The 14,518-nt window shown below is 70.8% G+C and carries 15 protein-coding genes; 10 read left to right on the top strand and 5 right to left on the bottom strand.

Annotation, left to right across the window (positions count from 1 at the left end; genetic code table 11):
• The first annotated feature begins 35 nt into the window (after positions 1-35).
• On the top strand, positions 36-248 hold the full coding sequence (locus tag SK571_RS10525; protein WP_319983838.1) for a hypothetical protein: 213 nt from the start codon (positions 36-38) through the stop codon (positions 246-248).
• Positions 249-252: 4 nt separating this feature from the next.
• Here the strand turns inward: SK571_RS10525 and SK571_RS10520 are convergent, their stop codons facing one another.
• Both SK571_RS10520 and SK571_RS10515 read right to left on the bottom strand, forming a co-directional pair.
• Positions 253-798: an RNA polymerase sigma factor gene (locus tag SK571_RS10520; RefSeq protein ID WP_406601966.1), complete on the bottom strand. Its 546-nt coding sequence runs from the start codon at positions 796-798 to the stop codon at positions 253-255.
• 102 nt (positions 799-900) lie between these two features.
• Positions 901-1,992 (bottom strand): helix-turn-helix domain-containing protein, encoded by a 1,092-nt coding sequence (locus SK571_RS10515; protein ID WP_319983836.1) that lies wholly within the window; start codon positions 1,990-1,992, stop codon positions 901-903.
• Positions 1,993-2,129: 137 nt separating this feature from the next.
• On the opposite strand from SK571_RS10515, the gene SK571_RS10510 reads away from it, so the two are divergent.
• The 8 genes from SK571_RS10510 (at position 2,130) to SK571_RS10475 (ending at position 10,232) form a co-directional block, all read left to right on the top strand.
• Positions 2,130-3,197 carry a ferredoxin reductase gene (locus SK571_RS10510; protein WP_319983835.1) on the top strand — a complete coding sequence of 356 codons (1,068 nt, stop codon included), beginning with the start codon at positions 2,130-2,132 and terminating at the stop codon, positions 3,195-3,197.
• A 79-nt stretch (positions 3,198-3,276) separates the two neighbouring features.
• Entirely contained in the window at positions 3,277-4,395 is a 1,119-nt protein-coding gene (locus SK571_RS10505) for a fatty acid desaturase family protein (RefSeq protein ID WP_319983834.1), read from the top strand.
• A gap of 120 nt (positions 4,396-4,515) precedes the next feature.
• Positions 4,516-6,297, top strand: coding sequence for a CocE/NonD family hydrolase (locus SK571_RS10500; RefSeq protein ID WP_319983833.1), 1,782 nt, complete (start codon positions 4,516-4,518; stop codon positions 6,295-6,297).
• Between the two features lie 61 nt (positions 6,298-6,358).
• A complete protein-coding gene (locus tag SK571_RS10495) occupies positions 6,359-6,676 on the top strand; it encodes a prolipoprotein diacylglyceryl transferase family protein (protein ID WP_406601962.1) in 318 nt (105 codons plus the stop codon).
• 425 nt (positions 6,677-7,101) lie between these two features.
• A complete protein-coding gene (locus SK571_RS10490; RefSeq protein ID WP_319983832.1) occupies positions 7,102-8,259 on the top strand; it encodes an RNA-guided endonuclease InsQ/TnpB family protein in 1,158 nt (385 codons plus the stop codon).
• 42 nt (positions 8,260-8,301) lie between these two features.
• The gene (locus SK571_RS10485) at positions 8,302-8,805 is read left to right on the top strand and encodes a prolipoprotein diacylglyceryl transferase (protein WP_319983831.1); all 504 of its coding nucleotides are present in this window, start codon (positions 8,302-8,304) and stop codon (positions 8,803-8,805) included.
• Between the two features lie 27 nt (positions 8,806-8,832).
• Positions 8,833-9,534 carry a class I SAM-dependent methyltransferase gene (locus SK571_RS10480; protein ID WP_319983830.1) on the top strand — a complete coding sequence of 234 codons (702 nt, stop codon included), beginning with the start codon at positions 8,833-8,835 and terminating at the stop codon, positions 9,532-9,534.
• Positions 9,531-10,232, top strand: coding sequence for a class I SAM-dependent methyltransferase (locus tag SK571_RS10475; RefSeq protein ID WP_319983829.1), 702 nt, complete (start codon positions 9,531-9,533; stop codon positions 10,230-10,232). The genes SK571_RS10480 and SK571_RS10475 overlap by 4 nt, the downstream gene beginning before the upstream one ends.
• On the opposite strand, the gene SK571_RS10470 is transcribed toward SK571_RS10475, so the two are convergent.
• Positions 10,220-10,729, bottom strand: coding sequence for a YceI family protein (locus SK571_RS10470; protein ID WP_319983828.1), 510 nt, complete (start codon positions 10,727-10,729; stop codon positions 10,220-10,222). The genes SK571_RS10475 and SK571_RS10470 overlap by 13 nt on opposite strands.
• The gene (locus SK571_RS10465; RefSeq protein ID WP_319983827.1) at positions 10,726-11,046 is read right to left on the bottom strand and encodes a hypothetical protein; all 321 of its coding nucleotides are present in this window, start codon (positions 11,044-11,046) and stop codon (positions 10,726-10,728) included. The genes SK571_RS10470 and SK571_RS10465 overlap by 4 nt, the downstream gene beginning before the upstream one ends.
• A gap of 109 nt (positions 11,047-11,155) precedes the next feature.
• Here SK571_RS10465 and SK571_RS10460 point away from each other — a divergent pair, with 109 nt between their 5' ends.
• Positions 11,156-13,861, top strand: coding sequence for an ATP-binding protein (locus SK571_RS10460; RefSeq protein ID WP_319983826.1), 2,706 nt, complete (start codon positions 11,156-11,158; stop codon positions 13,859-13,861).
• Here the strand turns inward: SK571_RS10460 and SK571_RS10455 are convergent.
• Positions 13,845-14,501: a response regulator transcription factor gene (locus tag SK571_RS10455; protein WP_319983825.1), complete on the bottom strand. Its 657-nt coding sequence runs from the start codon at positions 14,499-14,501 to the stop codon at positions 13,845-13,847. The two genes, SK571_RS10460 and SK571_RS10455, sit on opposite strands and share 17 nt — an antisense overlap.
• Positions 14,502-14,518: the final 17 nt, after the last annotated feature.

The raw sequence follows: 14,518 nt of genomic DNA, 5'->3' as shown, positions 1-14,518 counted from the left end.
CCGCGGGGTCGTTGGGCGGACCGGGCTGACGAGTGGTGCTGCTGGGTCGGTGGGTGGCGGTGGTGCCGTCAGGCGGGCCGGGCCGGTGTGAGGCGGCGGTGCTGTCGGGCGTGCCGGATTGGCAGCTGATGGGGTCGGGTCGGTGGACGGCGGTGGCGTTGGGCAGGCCGGAGGAGCGGGTGGCCGCCGTGCTGCCGAGCGGATCAGGGCGGTGGCTGGTGGTGCTGTTGGTCGCCACGGCGCCATGAGCGGTCATGCCAGGGCCTCCCTCATCGCGATCCGCGCCCGCCGGGCGCGGGTCTTGACGGTGCCCTCCGGCACCCCGAGCAGCACCGACGTCTCTCGCACCGACAGCCCGTCGAGCACCATCGCCTGCAGCACCTGCCGCAGCTCCGGCGCCAGGCGGCGCAGCGCGTCGCCCACCTCGTCCCCGACCACTCCGTCGAGCACCTCCTCGTCGGCCGCGGCGGCTGGGGCGGGGGCGGCTGCGGCGGGTGGTGTGGCGTGGTGTGCGCGGCGGCGGAACGCGTCGATCAGCCTGCGTGCGGCGATGGTCCAGAGCCAGCCGACCGCGGTGCCGCCTGACGCGGCGCCGGCGAACGCGTCCGCGGCCCGCCACACGGCCAGGTAGGTCTCCTGCAGCACCTCGGCGACGATCTGCTCGTCCGAGCAACGTCTGCGCAGCCGCACGGTCAGCCACGGCGAGGTGCGGCGGTACAGCTCTTCGAACGCGCGGCGGTCACCTCGTGCGACTCGGCGCACGAGCTGCTCCTCGTCGAGGCCGGCCTCACCCCGGATGGCTCTCACACTCCGCAGGACGTCGAGATCGACGCCCAGGTTCTCGCCCAGCTGTGGTGTGTGCCACAGCAATTTGAATAATAGCTTCAGTGTTGACCGAAACTAATCCGTCGGAGGCAGGCCCACGGCCAGCGTCAGCTCCAAGACCCGCTGCGGAGACCCTAGGTCCGGGAAGAGGTCACGGAGCTGCCCCATCCGGTACCGGACGGTCTGCGGGTGCACGAACAGGGTGGCGGCCACCTCCTCGCGCCGGCCGTGGTGCAGCAACCAGGCGCGCAACGTCTCCTCGAGCTTTCGGGCCGTGGTGGCCGGGAGTGCCAGCAGGGGTGCCAGGGCGCGGGCGCGCAGGTCGGCGTAGGCATCCGGGTCCGCGCTCAGCACGAGAGAGGCGAGGTGCTCCTCGGTGTCGCGGATGTCAGAGGAGAGGGAGCGCGCGCGTACGGCCCGTTCGTACGAGGCGGAGGCACGCATCCATGGACGCGCGGGCCCCACGACGGCGTGGCGGTGGCTGAGCTGTCGTAGCAGGTGGGCGCGGTCGGCGTCGGGGACGAACAGCACGCCGGTCGAGTCCGGCAGGTCGTCCAGAACGAGGGTGCCGGGGTCCAGCGAGCGGTAGGCGGGGCGGGCCTGGAACGCGGGGAGCAGGACCACGGTCAGCGTGGTCGGCGGCTGCCAGGCGGCGCGTCCGGCGGAGGCCAGCAGGACCTCGGCGCTCGCGCCGGCCAGCAGGTCGCGGGCCAGTTGTTCGAGGTGGCGCTCGTGGGCGAGGCCTCGCGCTGCCAGTTCGTCGGCGTGGCCCGCGGCGCTGGCGGCGGACAGCTCGTCGATGTAGGCGAAGGTCAGTTCGGCGAACTTCGCCACCTCCGCGGCGGGCAGACCCGCTGGTACGGCGCCTGCGGCCAGGCCTCGCCAGGCCACGCGGGCGCCGACGCGGTACGCGCTGAGCAACGCGTCCATCGAACGGCCGTCGCGCACCTCGCCGCGGCCGAGTTCGTAGGCCGCGTCGCTGGCGTCGCCGCCCCCGCCTGTCCCACTCGCGAGGTCCAAGTACAGTCCGAGCGCCGTGCGAACGGCACGGCGGATGGTGCCACCCATACGTCCGGAAAGTGCGTTGGCGTAGCTCGGCACCTCGGTGATGATGGCGCGGACGACCTCGTCGGCGGTCGGCCTCAGGACCGCCCGCAACGCGGTCACGGTCTTCTCATCGAGGGCAAGTTCGGTGGCCCTCTGCATTGCGTGACTCACGATTTGTTCCCCGCGAACAATCCAGCCCGGCAGATTCACGTCCTACGGACAGGACTTTACGCCCTGGGGCGCATCAAGCTGGAGACATGACGAGTGCCGCCCTCCGCAGCAGGGCGTGGAAACTGCTTGAGCTGGTCACGACGCCGCTGCTGCCGTCCGACTACCTCGACCTGGTGAGTCCCCTCCGCGCAGGTGCTGACCTGCGCGGCCGCATCGAGGCCGTACACCGCGAGACAGACGATGCCGCGACGATCGTGATCAAGCCCGGCAAGGGCTGGCGCGGTCACGTCGCCGGTCAGTACATCCGGATCGGGATCGACGTCGACGGCGTGCGCCTGTGGCGTGCGTACTCGGTCACGTCGCCGACGAGCCGCGCGGACGGCCGCATCACGATCACCGTGAAGGCCATCCCCGACGGCAAGGTCAGCAACCACCTGGTCCGCAAGGCGAAGCCCGGCACGGTGATCCAGCTCGACCAGGCCACCGGCGAGTTCGTCCTGCCCGCAGCCAAGCCCGCCAAGGTGCTCTACCTGACGGCCGGCAGCGGCATCACGCCCGCGATGGGCATGCTGCGCGACTCGCGCCTTGCCGACGTCGTGATGGTGCACTCCGCGCCGCGCGAGGAAGACGTGATCTTCCGCAACGACCTGCACGACCTGGTCGCCGACAAGGCGCTGAAGCTGGTCGAGCTGCACACCGACACCGACGGCATGCTCGACGTCGCCAAGCTCGACGAGCTCGTGCCCGACTGGGCCGAGCGCGAGACCTGGGCCTGCGGCCCGGCCGGTCTGCTCGACGCCGCCGAGGCGCACTGGGCGGAGCACGGCATCGCCGAGCGCCTGCACACCGAGCGGTTCCGGCCGACCGTGGTCGTGGCCGGCGAGGGTGGCGAGGTCACGTTCGGCAAGACCGGCAAGACCGTCGAGGCCGACGGTGCCACGCCGTTGCTGAACGTCGGTGAGGAGGCGGGCGTGCTGATGCCGTCCGGCTGCCGCATGGGCATCTGCTTCGGCTGCGTCACGCCGCTGAAGTCCGGCGCGGTGCGGGACCTGCGCACCGGCGAGATCACCCAGGCCGAGGACAGCCCCACCGCCCACGTGCTCGTCCAGACCTGCGTGTCCGCCGCAGCGGGCCCTTGCGAACTCGAACGCTAGCCAGCGCGCCCACCACGGACATTCCTTCCCCCCGCGAAGTGGCCCTCCCCCAGCCACTGCTTCCCGGAAAGCGAGATTCATGACCGCCATCGATCCCACCGCCCACCTGACCGACGAGCAGATCGAGGAGCTCGGCCGCGAGCTCGACGCGATTCGCGACGAGGTGATCGCCAGTCGTGGTGAGAAGGACGCGGCCTACATCCGCAAGGTCATCTCGGTGCAGCGCAAGCTGGAGCTGACCAGCCGCGGCATCCTGCTGTTCTCGCTCTTCCCGCCGGCCTGGATCATCGGCACCGCCGGTCTGTCCGTCGCGAAGATCATGGACAACATGGAGATCGGGCACAACATCCTGCACGGCCAGTGGGACTGGATGCGCGACCCGAAGATCCACTCCACCACCTGGGAGTGGGACCACGTCTCGCCGGCCGAGCAGTGGAAGCACTCGCACAACGAGCTGCACCACACGTACACCAACGTGATCGGCAAGGACAACGACCTCGGCTACGGCATCATGCGCGTGGACGAGGACCAGAAGTGGCACCCGATGCACCTGGGCCAGCCGCTGTGGAACTTCATCAACGCGTGCTTCTTCGAGTACGGCATCGCCGCGTACGACCTGGAGCTCGGCAAGAACCTGCACAAGCGCCGCCGCAACAACCCGGAGTTCCGGGCGCGTGCCAGGGCCGTGGGCCGCAAGATCCGCAAGCAGGTGCTCAAGGACTACGTGATCCACCCGCTGCTGTCGGGCCCGTCGTTCCTGACCACGCTCGCGGCGACGTTCACCGCGAACCTGGTCCGCAACATCTGGTCGCACTCGGTGATCATGTGCGGGCACTTCCCCGAGGGCGTGCAGACCTTCGAGCGCCGCTCGATCAAGGGCGAGACGCGCGGCCAGTGGTACCTGCGCCAGATGATGGGCTCCGCGAACATCAGCGGCAGCAAGGCCATGCACTTCATGACCGGCAACCTGTCGCACCAGATCGAGCACCACCTGTTCCCGGACCTGCCGAGCAACCGGTACGCCGAGGTCGCGGTCAAGGTGAAGGCGCTGTTCGAGAAGTACGAACTGGACTACGTGACCGGCCCGCTGCCCAAGCAGGTCTTCTCGGCGTGGCACAAGGTGTTCCGCCTGTCGCTGCCGAACCGCAAGCCCAAGGTCAAGGCGCCGGCCAAGGACAAGGAACTGGTCGCCGCCTGAGACAGGCAATGGTTCAGATCTTTCGGCCGTACCGGCGACACCGCCGGATTCGGTGAGATTCCTTCGTAGGGCCCGAGTTCCACCCCTGCTGCTTCATCGGGCCCTCCGACGGAGGAACTCATGCGAAGGGTCTACCTCGTCACGGCCACCCTGCTCATGGCCGCGACGATCTACACGCCTGCCTCGAACGCGGCTCCTGCCGCCGCGGCGATCACCGAGACCGTCTACGTCGAGTCCACGATCGACAGTGACGCGGACGGCAAGCTCGACCGGATCGCCGCCGACGTCATGCGGCCCGACACGGCCGGGCGAGTGCCGATCGTGATGGAGGCCAGCCCGTACTACGGGCTGGGTGCGACGGCCGCGTCGGCGACGAACGTGCCGCGCGGCTTCGGCCGCTGGTACGACGAGTACTTCGTGCCGCGCGGGTACGCCGTCGTCGAGATGGAGATGCAAGGCACCTCCCGCTCGACCGGCTGCCCGACCACGGGCGGTCCCGAGGACACCGCGAGCGTCCGCGCGGTCGTGGACTGGCTCAACGGCCGCGCCAAGGCGTTCTACGCCGACGGCCGGGCGGCGGTCGCGAGCTGGAGCACCGGCAACGTCGGCATGCTCGGCGTCTCCTACAACGGCACGCTGCCCAACGCGGCCGCCGCGGCGAACATCCCCGGTGTGAAGACGATCGTGCCGATCGCCGCGATCTCCAGCTGGTACGAGTACGCCCGTGACCAGGGCATCGGGTACAAGGGCTGGGAGTCCAACTACCCGACCTTCCTCGCCAACTACGTCGTGAGCGCGGCGCAGAAGGCGAAGTGCAAGCCGGTGTTCGACCAGCTGTCGCGCGAGGACGGCGACGAGTCCTTCGACTACACGTCGTTCTGGAAGGCCCGCGACTACCGGGTGGGCGCGCAGAACGTGTCCGCGTCGGTGTTCGCCGTGCACGGCCAGGCGGACTGGAACGTCAAGCCGTCCCAGTTCGGCCGCTGGTGGAAGGAACTGGCGGACCGCGACGTACCGCGCAAGATCTGGCTGCACCGGGGCGGGCACCTCGACCCGATCTCGTTCCGCCAGGCCGAGTGGCAGCGCGTCATGGGTCTGTGGATGGACCACTGGCTCAAGGGCGCGGACAACGGGATCATGAACGAGCCGATGGCCGACGTGCAGAGGCCCGACGGCAGCTGGGAACAGGCCGCCTCGTGGCCGCGGCCGGACACCGAGGACACCACGCTGTACTTCGGTCCGGCGGCCGGTGGCATGTCCGGTTCGCTGACCGCCGCACCGGTTCCCAGCGGCACGCAGAGCCTGCGCGCGAACGCGAACATCAGCGAGGCGGCCATGATGGCCAACCCTGAGACCGCGAACACCGGCCGGCTGGCCTACGTGACGGCACCGCTGACGAAGGACGCGCGGTTGTCCGGTGAGGTCAGCCTGACCGTCCGCATCGGGTCGAACCGGGCGTCGACGCCGCTCACCGCGTTGCTGGTGGACTACGGCCCGAGCACGCAGGCGGTGCTGTCCGAACGCAGTCCGCTGCAGCTGTCCACCGAGGTGTGCGGCCGGAACGACCTGCGGGACAAGACCGGCTGCGCGCGTCCTCCGGACGTGTCGATCCAGGCGGTCTCGGCGACGATGCTGACCAAGGGTGCCGTCGACGCCAAGAACCGCCTGTCGCTGGAGACCGCGACCCCGTTGCCCACCAACGGGTCCACCGCGGACGTCACCTGGAAGCTGCACGCCAGGGACGCGTTGATCCCGGCCGGGCACCGGATCGGGATCGTGCTCGTCACGAACCACAACGGCTACATCGCCGCGGACACGGCGGCGAGTGGTGTCTCGCTCACCGTGTCGCTGGGTGTCAGCAAAGTGGTGCTGCCGATCGTCGGCGGTGCGCTGAACAGGTGATGACGAGCCGGGGCCTGCGGACTTCACAGTGCGCGGGCCCCGGCGTCGTTAGTGTGGCGCGATGCTTCTGGCCGCCATCCCCAGTCCGACCCAGGGCGTGTGGCACCTCGGCCCGGTGCCGATCCGCGCCTACGCGTTCTGCATCATCGCCGGCGTGCTCGTGGCCGCCTGGCTGACCGAGCGCCGCTACGTCCAGCGCGGCGGCAGGCCCGGTGTCATCAACCAGATCGCCACCTGGGGCGTTCCGTTCGGCGCGCTCGGAGCCTGGATCGGTGCCAGGCGAGCCGGCGTCGCGCATCTCCGCTGGCCGACGCGTCAGCACCTGGAACCCTGCTGGCACAACGGATCCGCCGTCTCGGCAACTGGTTCAACGGGCTAACCGCAGGAGGCCCGGCCGTTCACGGCCGGGAGGAAATGCGCTCTGTGGTGTCGCGGCGCTCTGGTACCGCCAGATCAGCCGGGGCGTTTCTGGATGGCGATGTACTGCTTGATGATGTCGAGCGGTGCTTCGTCGCAGGAGGGTTACCAGAAGTGGTTGCCCACAGATACTTCTTGATGTGGCTGGGGAAGTCGTGGCGCAGGTGCCGGCACGAGACGCCTTTGAGGCTGTTGACCAGCCGGGAGAGGGCGACGTGGTCGGGTGGTGCACAAGCAGGTGGCCGGTCTCGCCGGTGAACGCGCCGCGCCGGTACTTGGTGACGAAGACCAGGTGTGCGGGCAGGGTGTAGAAGACGCTGCGGCCTCTGCGGATATCGAGGTTCGGCCCCCACCGAGGTGACACAGGCCAACGATAGGATGGTCGTTGTGAAGATCGTCGTGCGGTTGAAGCTGCTGCCGGACGCTGAGCAGGCGTCGGCGTTGGCGGCGACCCTGCACGCCTGCAACCAGGCCGCGGATGAGGTGTCGCGGATGGCGTTCGAGCGGCGGGTGTTCTCCCGTCAGGCACTGCAGCGACTGGCGTATGCGTGCCTGAAAGCGCGGGGCCTGTCGGCTCAGCCGGCATTGCATGTGATCCGCAAGACCGCCGACGCCTGCACCACGCTGCACGCGAACATCCGCAACGGCAATCTCGGCCCGGAAGGCTCGAAGCGCCGCGTGAAAGCGGAGTCGAAACCGATCGGGTTCCGGCTGGACGCGGCGCAGCCGTTCGACGACCGCTGTCTGTCGTGGAATCACGACGCGCGGACGGTGTCGATCTGGACCACGGCCGGTCGGATGAAGAATCTGCGGTTCACCGGTTCGCCGGATCAGCTGACGATGTTGCGTGAGCACCGGCGGGGCGAGACGGACCTCGTGCACCACGACGGCATGTGGTTTCTGATCGCCACCTGCGACATCGCGGAGCCGGAGACGTTCGAGCCGTCCGGATGGCTGGGCATCGACCTGGGGATCGTGAACGTCGCGACCACAAGCGATGGCGACCGCGCCGCCGGGCGCCGCGTGAACCGCTATCGGCGGCACCTGCAGCGTCTGCGGCAAAAACTGCAACGCAAGAAGACCAAGTCCGCCAAACGCACGCTCAAACGGCTGCGCCGCCGGGAATCGCGGCATGTGGCCAACACCAACCACGTCCTGTCGAAACAGTATGTGACCACCGCGCAACGCACCGGACGCGGGATCGGCCTGGAAGACCTGGCCGGAATCCGCGACCGGGCACGGCTGAGGAAACCACAGCGCGTCGTACTGAACTCGTGGGCGTTCCACCAACTCGGGGCCTTCATCACCTACAAGGCCCAGCGCGCCGGGGTGCCGGTCCAGTTCGTGGACCCGCGTAACACCTCGCGAGGCTGCTCCGAGTGCGGCCACATCGACAAACGCAATCGGCCCAGCCAAGCCCGGTTCGTCTGCCGCTCTTGCCGCTACACCGCGAACGCCGACTACAACGCTTCCCGCAACATCAGCCACAAAGCCGATGTCGCGTGGAACGCGGGGCGCCAGTCAGCCGCCCCGACAGCCGCCTGATCAGTGACTGTCCAGACGCAGCCGACCACACCACAGCCAGTGGTGCCCGAGCTGCAAGCTCGGCCCTTCAGGGCCGAGAAGCTGACCAACGAGGTGTACGGCAGGCCGACCGACATGCCCTGGGCACTCACGATCCACGAGTGGGACCTGGACGCGGGCCGCGCGGTGATCGGTCCGGACGGAGCGCCCGTGGTGCTGGGGACGTTCCACCCGGCGTTCCTGTACGAACTGCTGTGGACCTTCGCCGCGGCGGCCGTGGTGATCTGGGCGGACCGCCGGTTCCGGCTCGGGCACGGCCGCGCGTTCGGGCTGTACGTGGTGCTCTACACGCTGGGCAGGTTGTGGATCGAGGCGCTGCGCATCGACCAGGCGAACACGATCCTGGGCCTGCGGCTGAACATCTGGACCTCGCTGGTCCTGGGACTGGGTGCCGCCGCGCTGACGCTGTGGTCGGCACGGCGGCATCCAGGCCGGGAGGACCTCGGGTCAGCTCCGGCGCCGAGTCGCACGTCTCTGCCCGCAGACGCGGCTGACTCGAACCCGTGACCACGAACCTCGGGCAAGATCGATCGCATGAGCGACTACGACGCCGTGGCCGAGGCGTACGACCTGGACAACGAGAAGAGCCTGCAGAACGCCTACTACGAGCGGCCGGCGACGCTGGCGCTGGCCGGGGACGTGGCCGGGCGGCGGATCCTCGACGCGGGCTGCGGCGCGGGTCCGTTGTTCGCGGCGTTGCGCGACCGGGGTGCGGTCGTGAGCGGCATCGACGTGAGCACGGGCATGGTGGAGCGGGCGCGGTTGCGCCTCGGTGCGGCCGCCGACGTGCGGGTCGCGGACATCGCGGGCCCGCTGCCGTTCGCGGACGAGGAGTTCGACGACGTCGTCGCGTCCCTGGTGTTGCACTACCTGGAGGACTGGGGGCCGGCCCTGACCGAGTTCCGGCGGGTGCTGCGGACCGGCGGCCGGCTCATCGCGTCGGTCAACCACCCCACCGCCGAGTACATCATCGAACGCATGCAGGGGCGCAGGCCCGACTACTTCGCCGTCTACTCGCAGGCGGGGGAGTGGCCGGTGGGTGATCAGATGGTCAAGGTGACGTTCTGGAACCGGCCGCTGCACGCGATGACCGACGCGTTCACCGCCGCCGGGTTCCGCATCACCCGGATCAGCGAACCCCCGCCGGCGCCGGAGGCCCGTGAGCTGTTCCCCGAGGACTACCACCTGCTCGCCACCGCGCCGAGCTTCCTGTTCTTCGTGCTGGAGGCGGCTTGAGCTCCTACGACACCGTGGCGCAGGCGTACGCGGCCGACAACGAGAAGAGCTACGCGAACGCCTATTACGAGCGGCCGGCGATGCTCGCGCTGGCCGGGGACGTGGCCGGGCGGCGGCTCCTCGACGCCGGATGCGGTGCGGGACCGTTGTTCGCGGCGTTGCGCGAGCGGGGTGCGGTCGTGAGCGGTGTCGACGTGAGTGCCGGGATGGTGGAGCAGGCGCGGCTGCGGCTCGGCGCCGGGGCGGACGTGCAGGTCGCCGACCTTGACGGGCCCCTCCCGTTCCCCGGCTCCGAGTTCGACGACGTCATCGCGTCGCTGGTGTTGCACTACCTGGAGGACTGGGGCACAGCGCTCGCCGAGGTCCGGCGGGTGCTGCGGGCCGGCGGCAGGCTGATCGTCTCGGTCAACCACCCCACCGCCGCCTACTGCGAGGAACGCCTCGCGGGACGCCGTCCCGGCTACTACTCGACCTGTCCGCGCCCCGCGCGGTGGCCGGTGGGGGACCGGGTGGTCGAGGTGACGTTCTGGAACCGGCCGCTGCACGCGATGACCGACGCGTTCGCCGCGGCCGGGTTCCGGATCTCCTCGATCAGCGAGCCGCCTGCGCTGCCGGAGGCCCGCGACCTGTTCCCGAGGGAGTTCGCGCACTACGCGGACGCCCCGAACTTCCTGTTCTTCGTCCTTCAGGCGGACTGAGCGATCACCGCGGTGACGGTGATGTCGACGTACCGCCCGATCATGAACCCCGGTGCGCGGATGCCGAGCGTCCTGCGGTCCAGCCGGGCCGTCGCGGTCAGCACCGCCTCGCGTCCGTCCAGTGAGGACACCTCGACGGTCCCGCCGAGTTCGGTCTCGGTGCCCCTCGCGGCCAGCGTGCCGGTGACGTGCCAGCCGTTGCCCGCGGCCCGCGCGGACGTCGCGGTGAACGTCATCACGGGGTGCCGGTCGAGGTCGAGCAGGCGAGGTTTGCGCAGGTCCTGATCGCGTTTGGCGATCCCGGTGTCGATGGCGCCGAGGTCCAGGGTGCCGTGCACGGCCAGCAACGCGCCGTCCGGGCCGATCTCGACGGTCCCCGCGGTGACGGGCACGGTGCCGTTCGCCTTGCGGCCGAGGTTGCCGACCTGGAACGACGCGGTGCTGCGGCTCAGGTCCGCCTGCCACACGCCGGCGGCGAGCGCTCGCGTGGCGGTCATGACCGGGCTCCGTCGTGCTCGAAGACCTCGAGGACCGGGTAGATCTCGACGCGGTCCGCGCCCCGCAGCAACGCCGGGTCCTCGCCGGGCAGCAGCGGCGTGCTCATGATCGCCTTCTGGGTGTCGATCAGCGCCTGCTCGGACTCGGCGATCGACAGCACGACCTCCGACCCGTCGGCCCGGCGCAGCACGTAGGTCCTGATGTTGCCCGGCACCTTCATGGCCGCCGGTGCGATCCGCTGCTTCGCCGCGAAGTCCGCGGCGGCCAGCTGTTCGGGGCCGCGGGGCCCGTCGAAGTAGGTGAGCTGCGCGTACATGGTCGCCTCCTCGGGTGGTGCACCGAGTCTCTGCCCGGCCGGGGCGACACGGATCCGTGCCAGTACGGAGTGCGGTACCGAACCGCCACCGGTCGGCGATACTCCCGGCGTGGAGGACGCCCCGATCTTCGGCCGCGACCGCGAACTGGCCTCGCTGCGGGCGGGTCTCGTCGCGGCGGCGGGCGGCGCGGGTCGTCTCGTGCTGGTCGTCGGCGAAGCGGGCATCGGCAAAACCCGCCTGGCCACGGCCGTCGCCGCGATGGCCGGCTCGTACGGCATCCCCGTCGCACGAGGCCACGCCGTCGACGATCCCGGCATGCCTCCGTTGTGGCCGTGGCGCCGCCTCGCCCGTTCCCTGCCCGCGCTGCATCACGTGCTCTCCGGCGCGCATTCCGGCACGGACGACTCGGCCCGCTTCGCCCTGCTCGCCGACGCGGTGGACGCCCTGGTGGCGGAGGCCGCACCCAGCGGGCTGCTGCTCGTGCTGGAGGACCTGCACTGGGCCGACCGCACGTCGTTGCGCCTGCTGGCCCACCTCGCCACCGAACTGCCCGCCTCCCGGATCCTGGTCGTCGCGACCTGTCGTGAGGCCGGGGGAGACCTGTCCGGCGTGATGCCCGCTCGAGCCCTGCACCTCGGCGGGCTGACCCGTGGCGACGTGGCCGGGTGGGTTCGCTCCGCCACGGCCGAACCGGACCCGGAGTCTCTGGCGGCACGGCTGGTGGACGGCACCGGCGGCAACCCGCTGTACGTGCGCATGCTGCTCGACAGCGGTGAGGCCGCGGGACACCTGGAACTGCACCGGCTGGTGTTGTCCAAGCTGGACCGGCTGAGTCCGCGCGCCCGTGACGTGCTCGGCGTGGCCAGCGTCCTGGGGGAGCGGATCGACCCCGCGCTGCTCGCGGCCGTCACCGGGGAGGACCCCGCCGCACCGCTGGACGACGCCGTCGCCGCCAGGGTTCTGCAGGCCGACGACGGGGCGCTGGCGTTCACGCACGCTCTCGTGCGGGACGCCGTGTACGAGGACCTGGCGCCTTCCGCGCGGGCGGAGCTGCATCGGCGTTGCGCGCTGGCACTCGCCGCCGCTGGCGGTGCGCCGGGACGGATCGCGACGCAGTGGCGCCGGGCGAGTGGGACGGACGCCGCCGCGGAGTGCTCGCGGTGGGCGACGGAGGCGGCGAGAGCGGCCACCGCGGAACTCGCCTACGACGAGGCGGCCGGGTTCGCGGCGCTCGCACTGGAGACGGCTGAGGAGAAGACGGCGGAGCTCACCCTCTGCCTCGCCCGCGCCGAGTTCCTCGCGGGAGAGACCCAGGCCAGCCTCGCCCACTGCCGCACCGCCGCCCGCCTGGCCCAGCAGGCCGGCGCCCCTGACCTGATGGCGGAGGCCGCCCTCGTCATCACCGGCCTCGGCGACCGCTCGCTGCTGGCCGCCGTGGACCAGCTCTGCACGACCGCGCTGCGGCACCTCCCGCACGAGGCCACCGCGACCAGGGCCCGGCTGCTGGCCCGCCGGGCGATGGCGGCCACCACGACCGGTGCGGCGCAGCGGGCGCGCGAGTTGTCCGCCACGGCGCTGGAACTCGCCGTGCGCAGCGGTGATCCGGACGCGGAGCTGGACGGCATCCACGCGCGGCACCTCACCTTGTGCGCGCCGCAGTTCCGGGACGAACGGGTCGAGCTCGCGAACCGGGCCGTGGTGCTGGCCGAGACCGCACGGCAGCCGCACGCCGAGCTGTGGGGCCACGTCTGGCTGGTCGACGCGGCGATCCAGGTGGGGGACCTGGCCGAGGTGGACCGGCAGCTGGACCTGATCGAGCAGTTCGCGGCGGCGCGGCAGCACGGGGTCGCGTGGTGGCACCTGCACCGGCTGCGCGCCACGCGGGCGGCGCTGGTCGGGCAGTTGCAGAGGGCACAGGAGTGCAACGAGACGGCTCGTGCCGTGGCCGAGCGGATGGGCGTCTCGGCGGCCAAGGGCATGTACCACGCGTTCCGCAACGAGCTGGCGCAGTTGGTCGGCGGCGTCGACGAGGCGGCGGCGCGGGAGGTGTTCGAGGTGATCGAGCTGGTCGGCGACATCCCGCTGGCCCGCGTCTACGTGCCGTTCCTGCACGCGATGCTCGGGCAGACCGACCAGGCCCGGGCGACGTTCGAGGAGTTCCGGGCGATGCCGGCGGTGCTGGAGGCCGGGCCGACGTGGGCTCCGCTGGTCGGGCAGATCGGGGTGATCGCCTGCATGCTCGACGACGCCGAGGCGGCAGCGGGCGTCTACGCCGTGCTGTCCACATTGGACCCGTGCTTCGCCGCGGACGGGTCCGGCGCGGTGTTCTCCACCGCCGCAACGCCGCGGTTGCTCGGCGACCTCGCGATGACGTGCGGACGGACGGAGGTCGCGGCCGGCCACTACCGGCTGGCCCTGGAGATGAACGCCCGCATCGGCGCCCGGCCGTTCGCCGCGCTGAGCCGGCTCGGGCTCGCCCGCGCCCTCGTCGAGCAGGGCGATCTGCCCGAGGCCCGCACGCTCGCGGCCGAGGCGGCGGCCGAGTTCCGCGCGCTGGACATGCCGGTCCGGCTGGCCGAGGCCGATCGGCTCCTCAAACGGATCGGCGCGGCGGAACAGGCGCGGGACCCGTTGTCACCGCGCGAGTCCGAGGTCGTGGACCTGGTCGCGCAGGCCCTGACCAACCGCCAGATCGCGACCCGCCTGCACCTGAGCGAACGCACCGTCGAGACCCACGTGCGCAGCGTTCTGGCCAAGCTCGGACTGCGCACCAGGACCGAGATCGCCGCGTGGGAACTCACGCGCCGGGCGTGACCAGGCCCGTCTCGTAGGCGAGCACGACGGCCTGCGCGCGGTCGCGCAACTCCAGCTTGGCGAAGATGCGGGCCACGTGCGTCTTGACCGTCGCCTCGCTCAGCGTGAGGTGGCCGGCGATCTCCGAGTTCGACCGTCCGCTGCCGACGAGCGTGAGCACCTCGCGTTCCCGTGGCGTCAACGCGGCCAGATCCCGGTGCACGGCGGGAACGGAGACGCCAGCGGCGAACCGTTCCACCAGTCTGCGCGTGATCGACGGCGCGAGCAGGGCGTCACCGGTCTCGATCAGCCGCACGGCCGCGACGAGGTGCTCCGGCGTGACGTCCTTGAGCAGGAACCCGCTGGCACCGGCGGCGAGCGCCTCGTACACGTACCGGTCGAGGTCGAACGTCGTCAGCATCAGCACTCGGCAGTCACCCGGTTCCCGCACGATCCGCCGGCACGCCTCCAGCCCGTCCATCCCCGGCATCCGGATGTCCATCAGCACGACGTCCGGCCGCAGGTCGCGCACCGCCGTCACCGCCTCGGCCCCGTCCGCCGCCTCACCGACGACCTCGACGCCGCCGGAGTCCAGGATCATCCGGAACCCGATGCGCACGAACGCCTGGTCGTCCGCGATCACCACCCGCGGCCCGCTCACGGCCGCTCGACCGGGAT

Origin of the sequence: Lentzea kristufekii, assembly GCF_033949925.1 — a bacterium.
In the GTDB taxonomy this organism is placed as follows: domain Bacteria; phylum Actinomycetota; class Actinomycetes; order Mycobacteriales; family Pseudonocardiaceae; genus Lentzea; species Lentzea kristufekii.
This window is presented reverse-complemented; position numbering and strand designations above follow the sequence as displayed.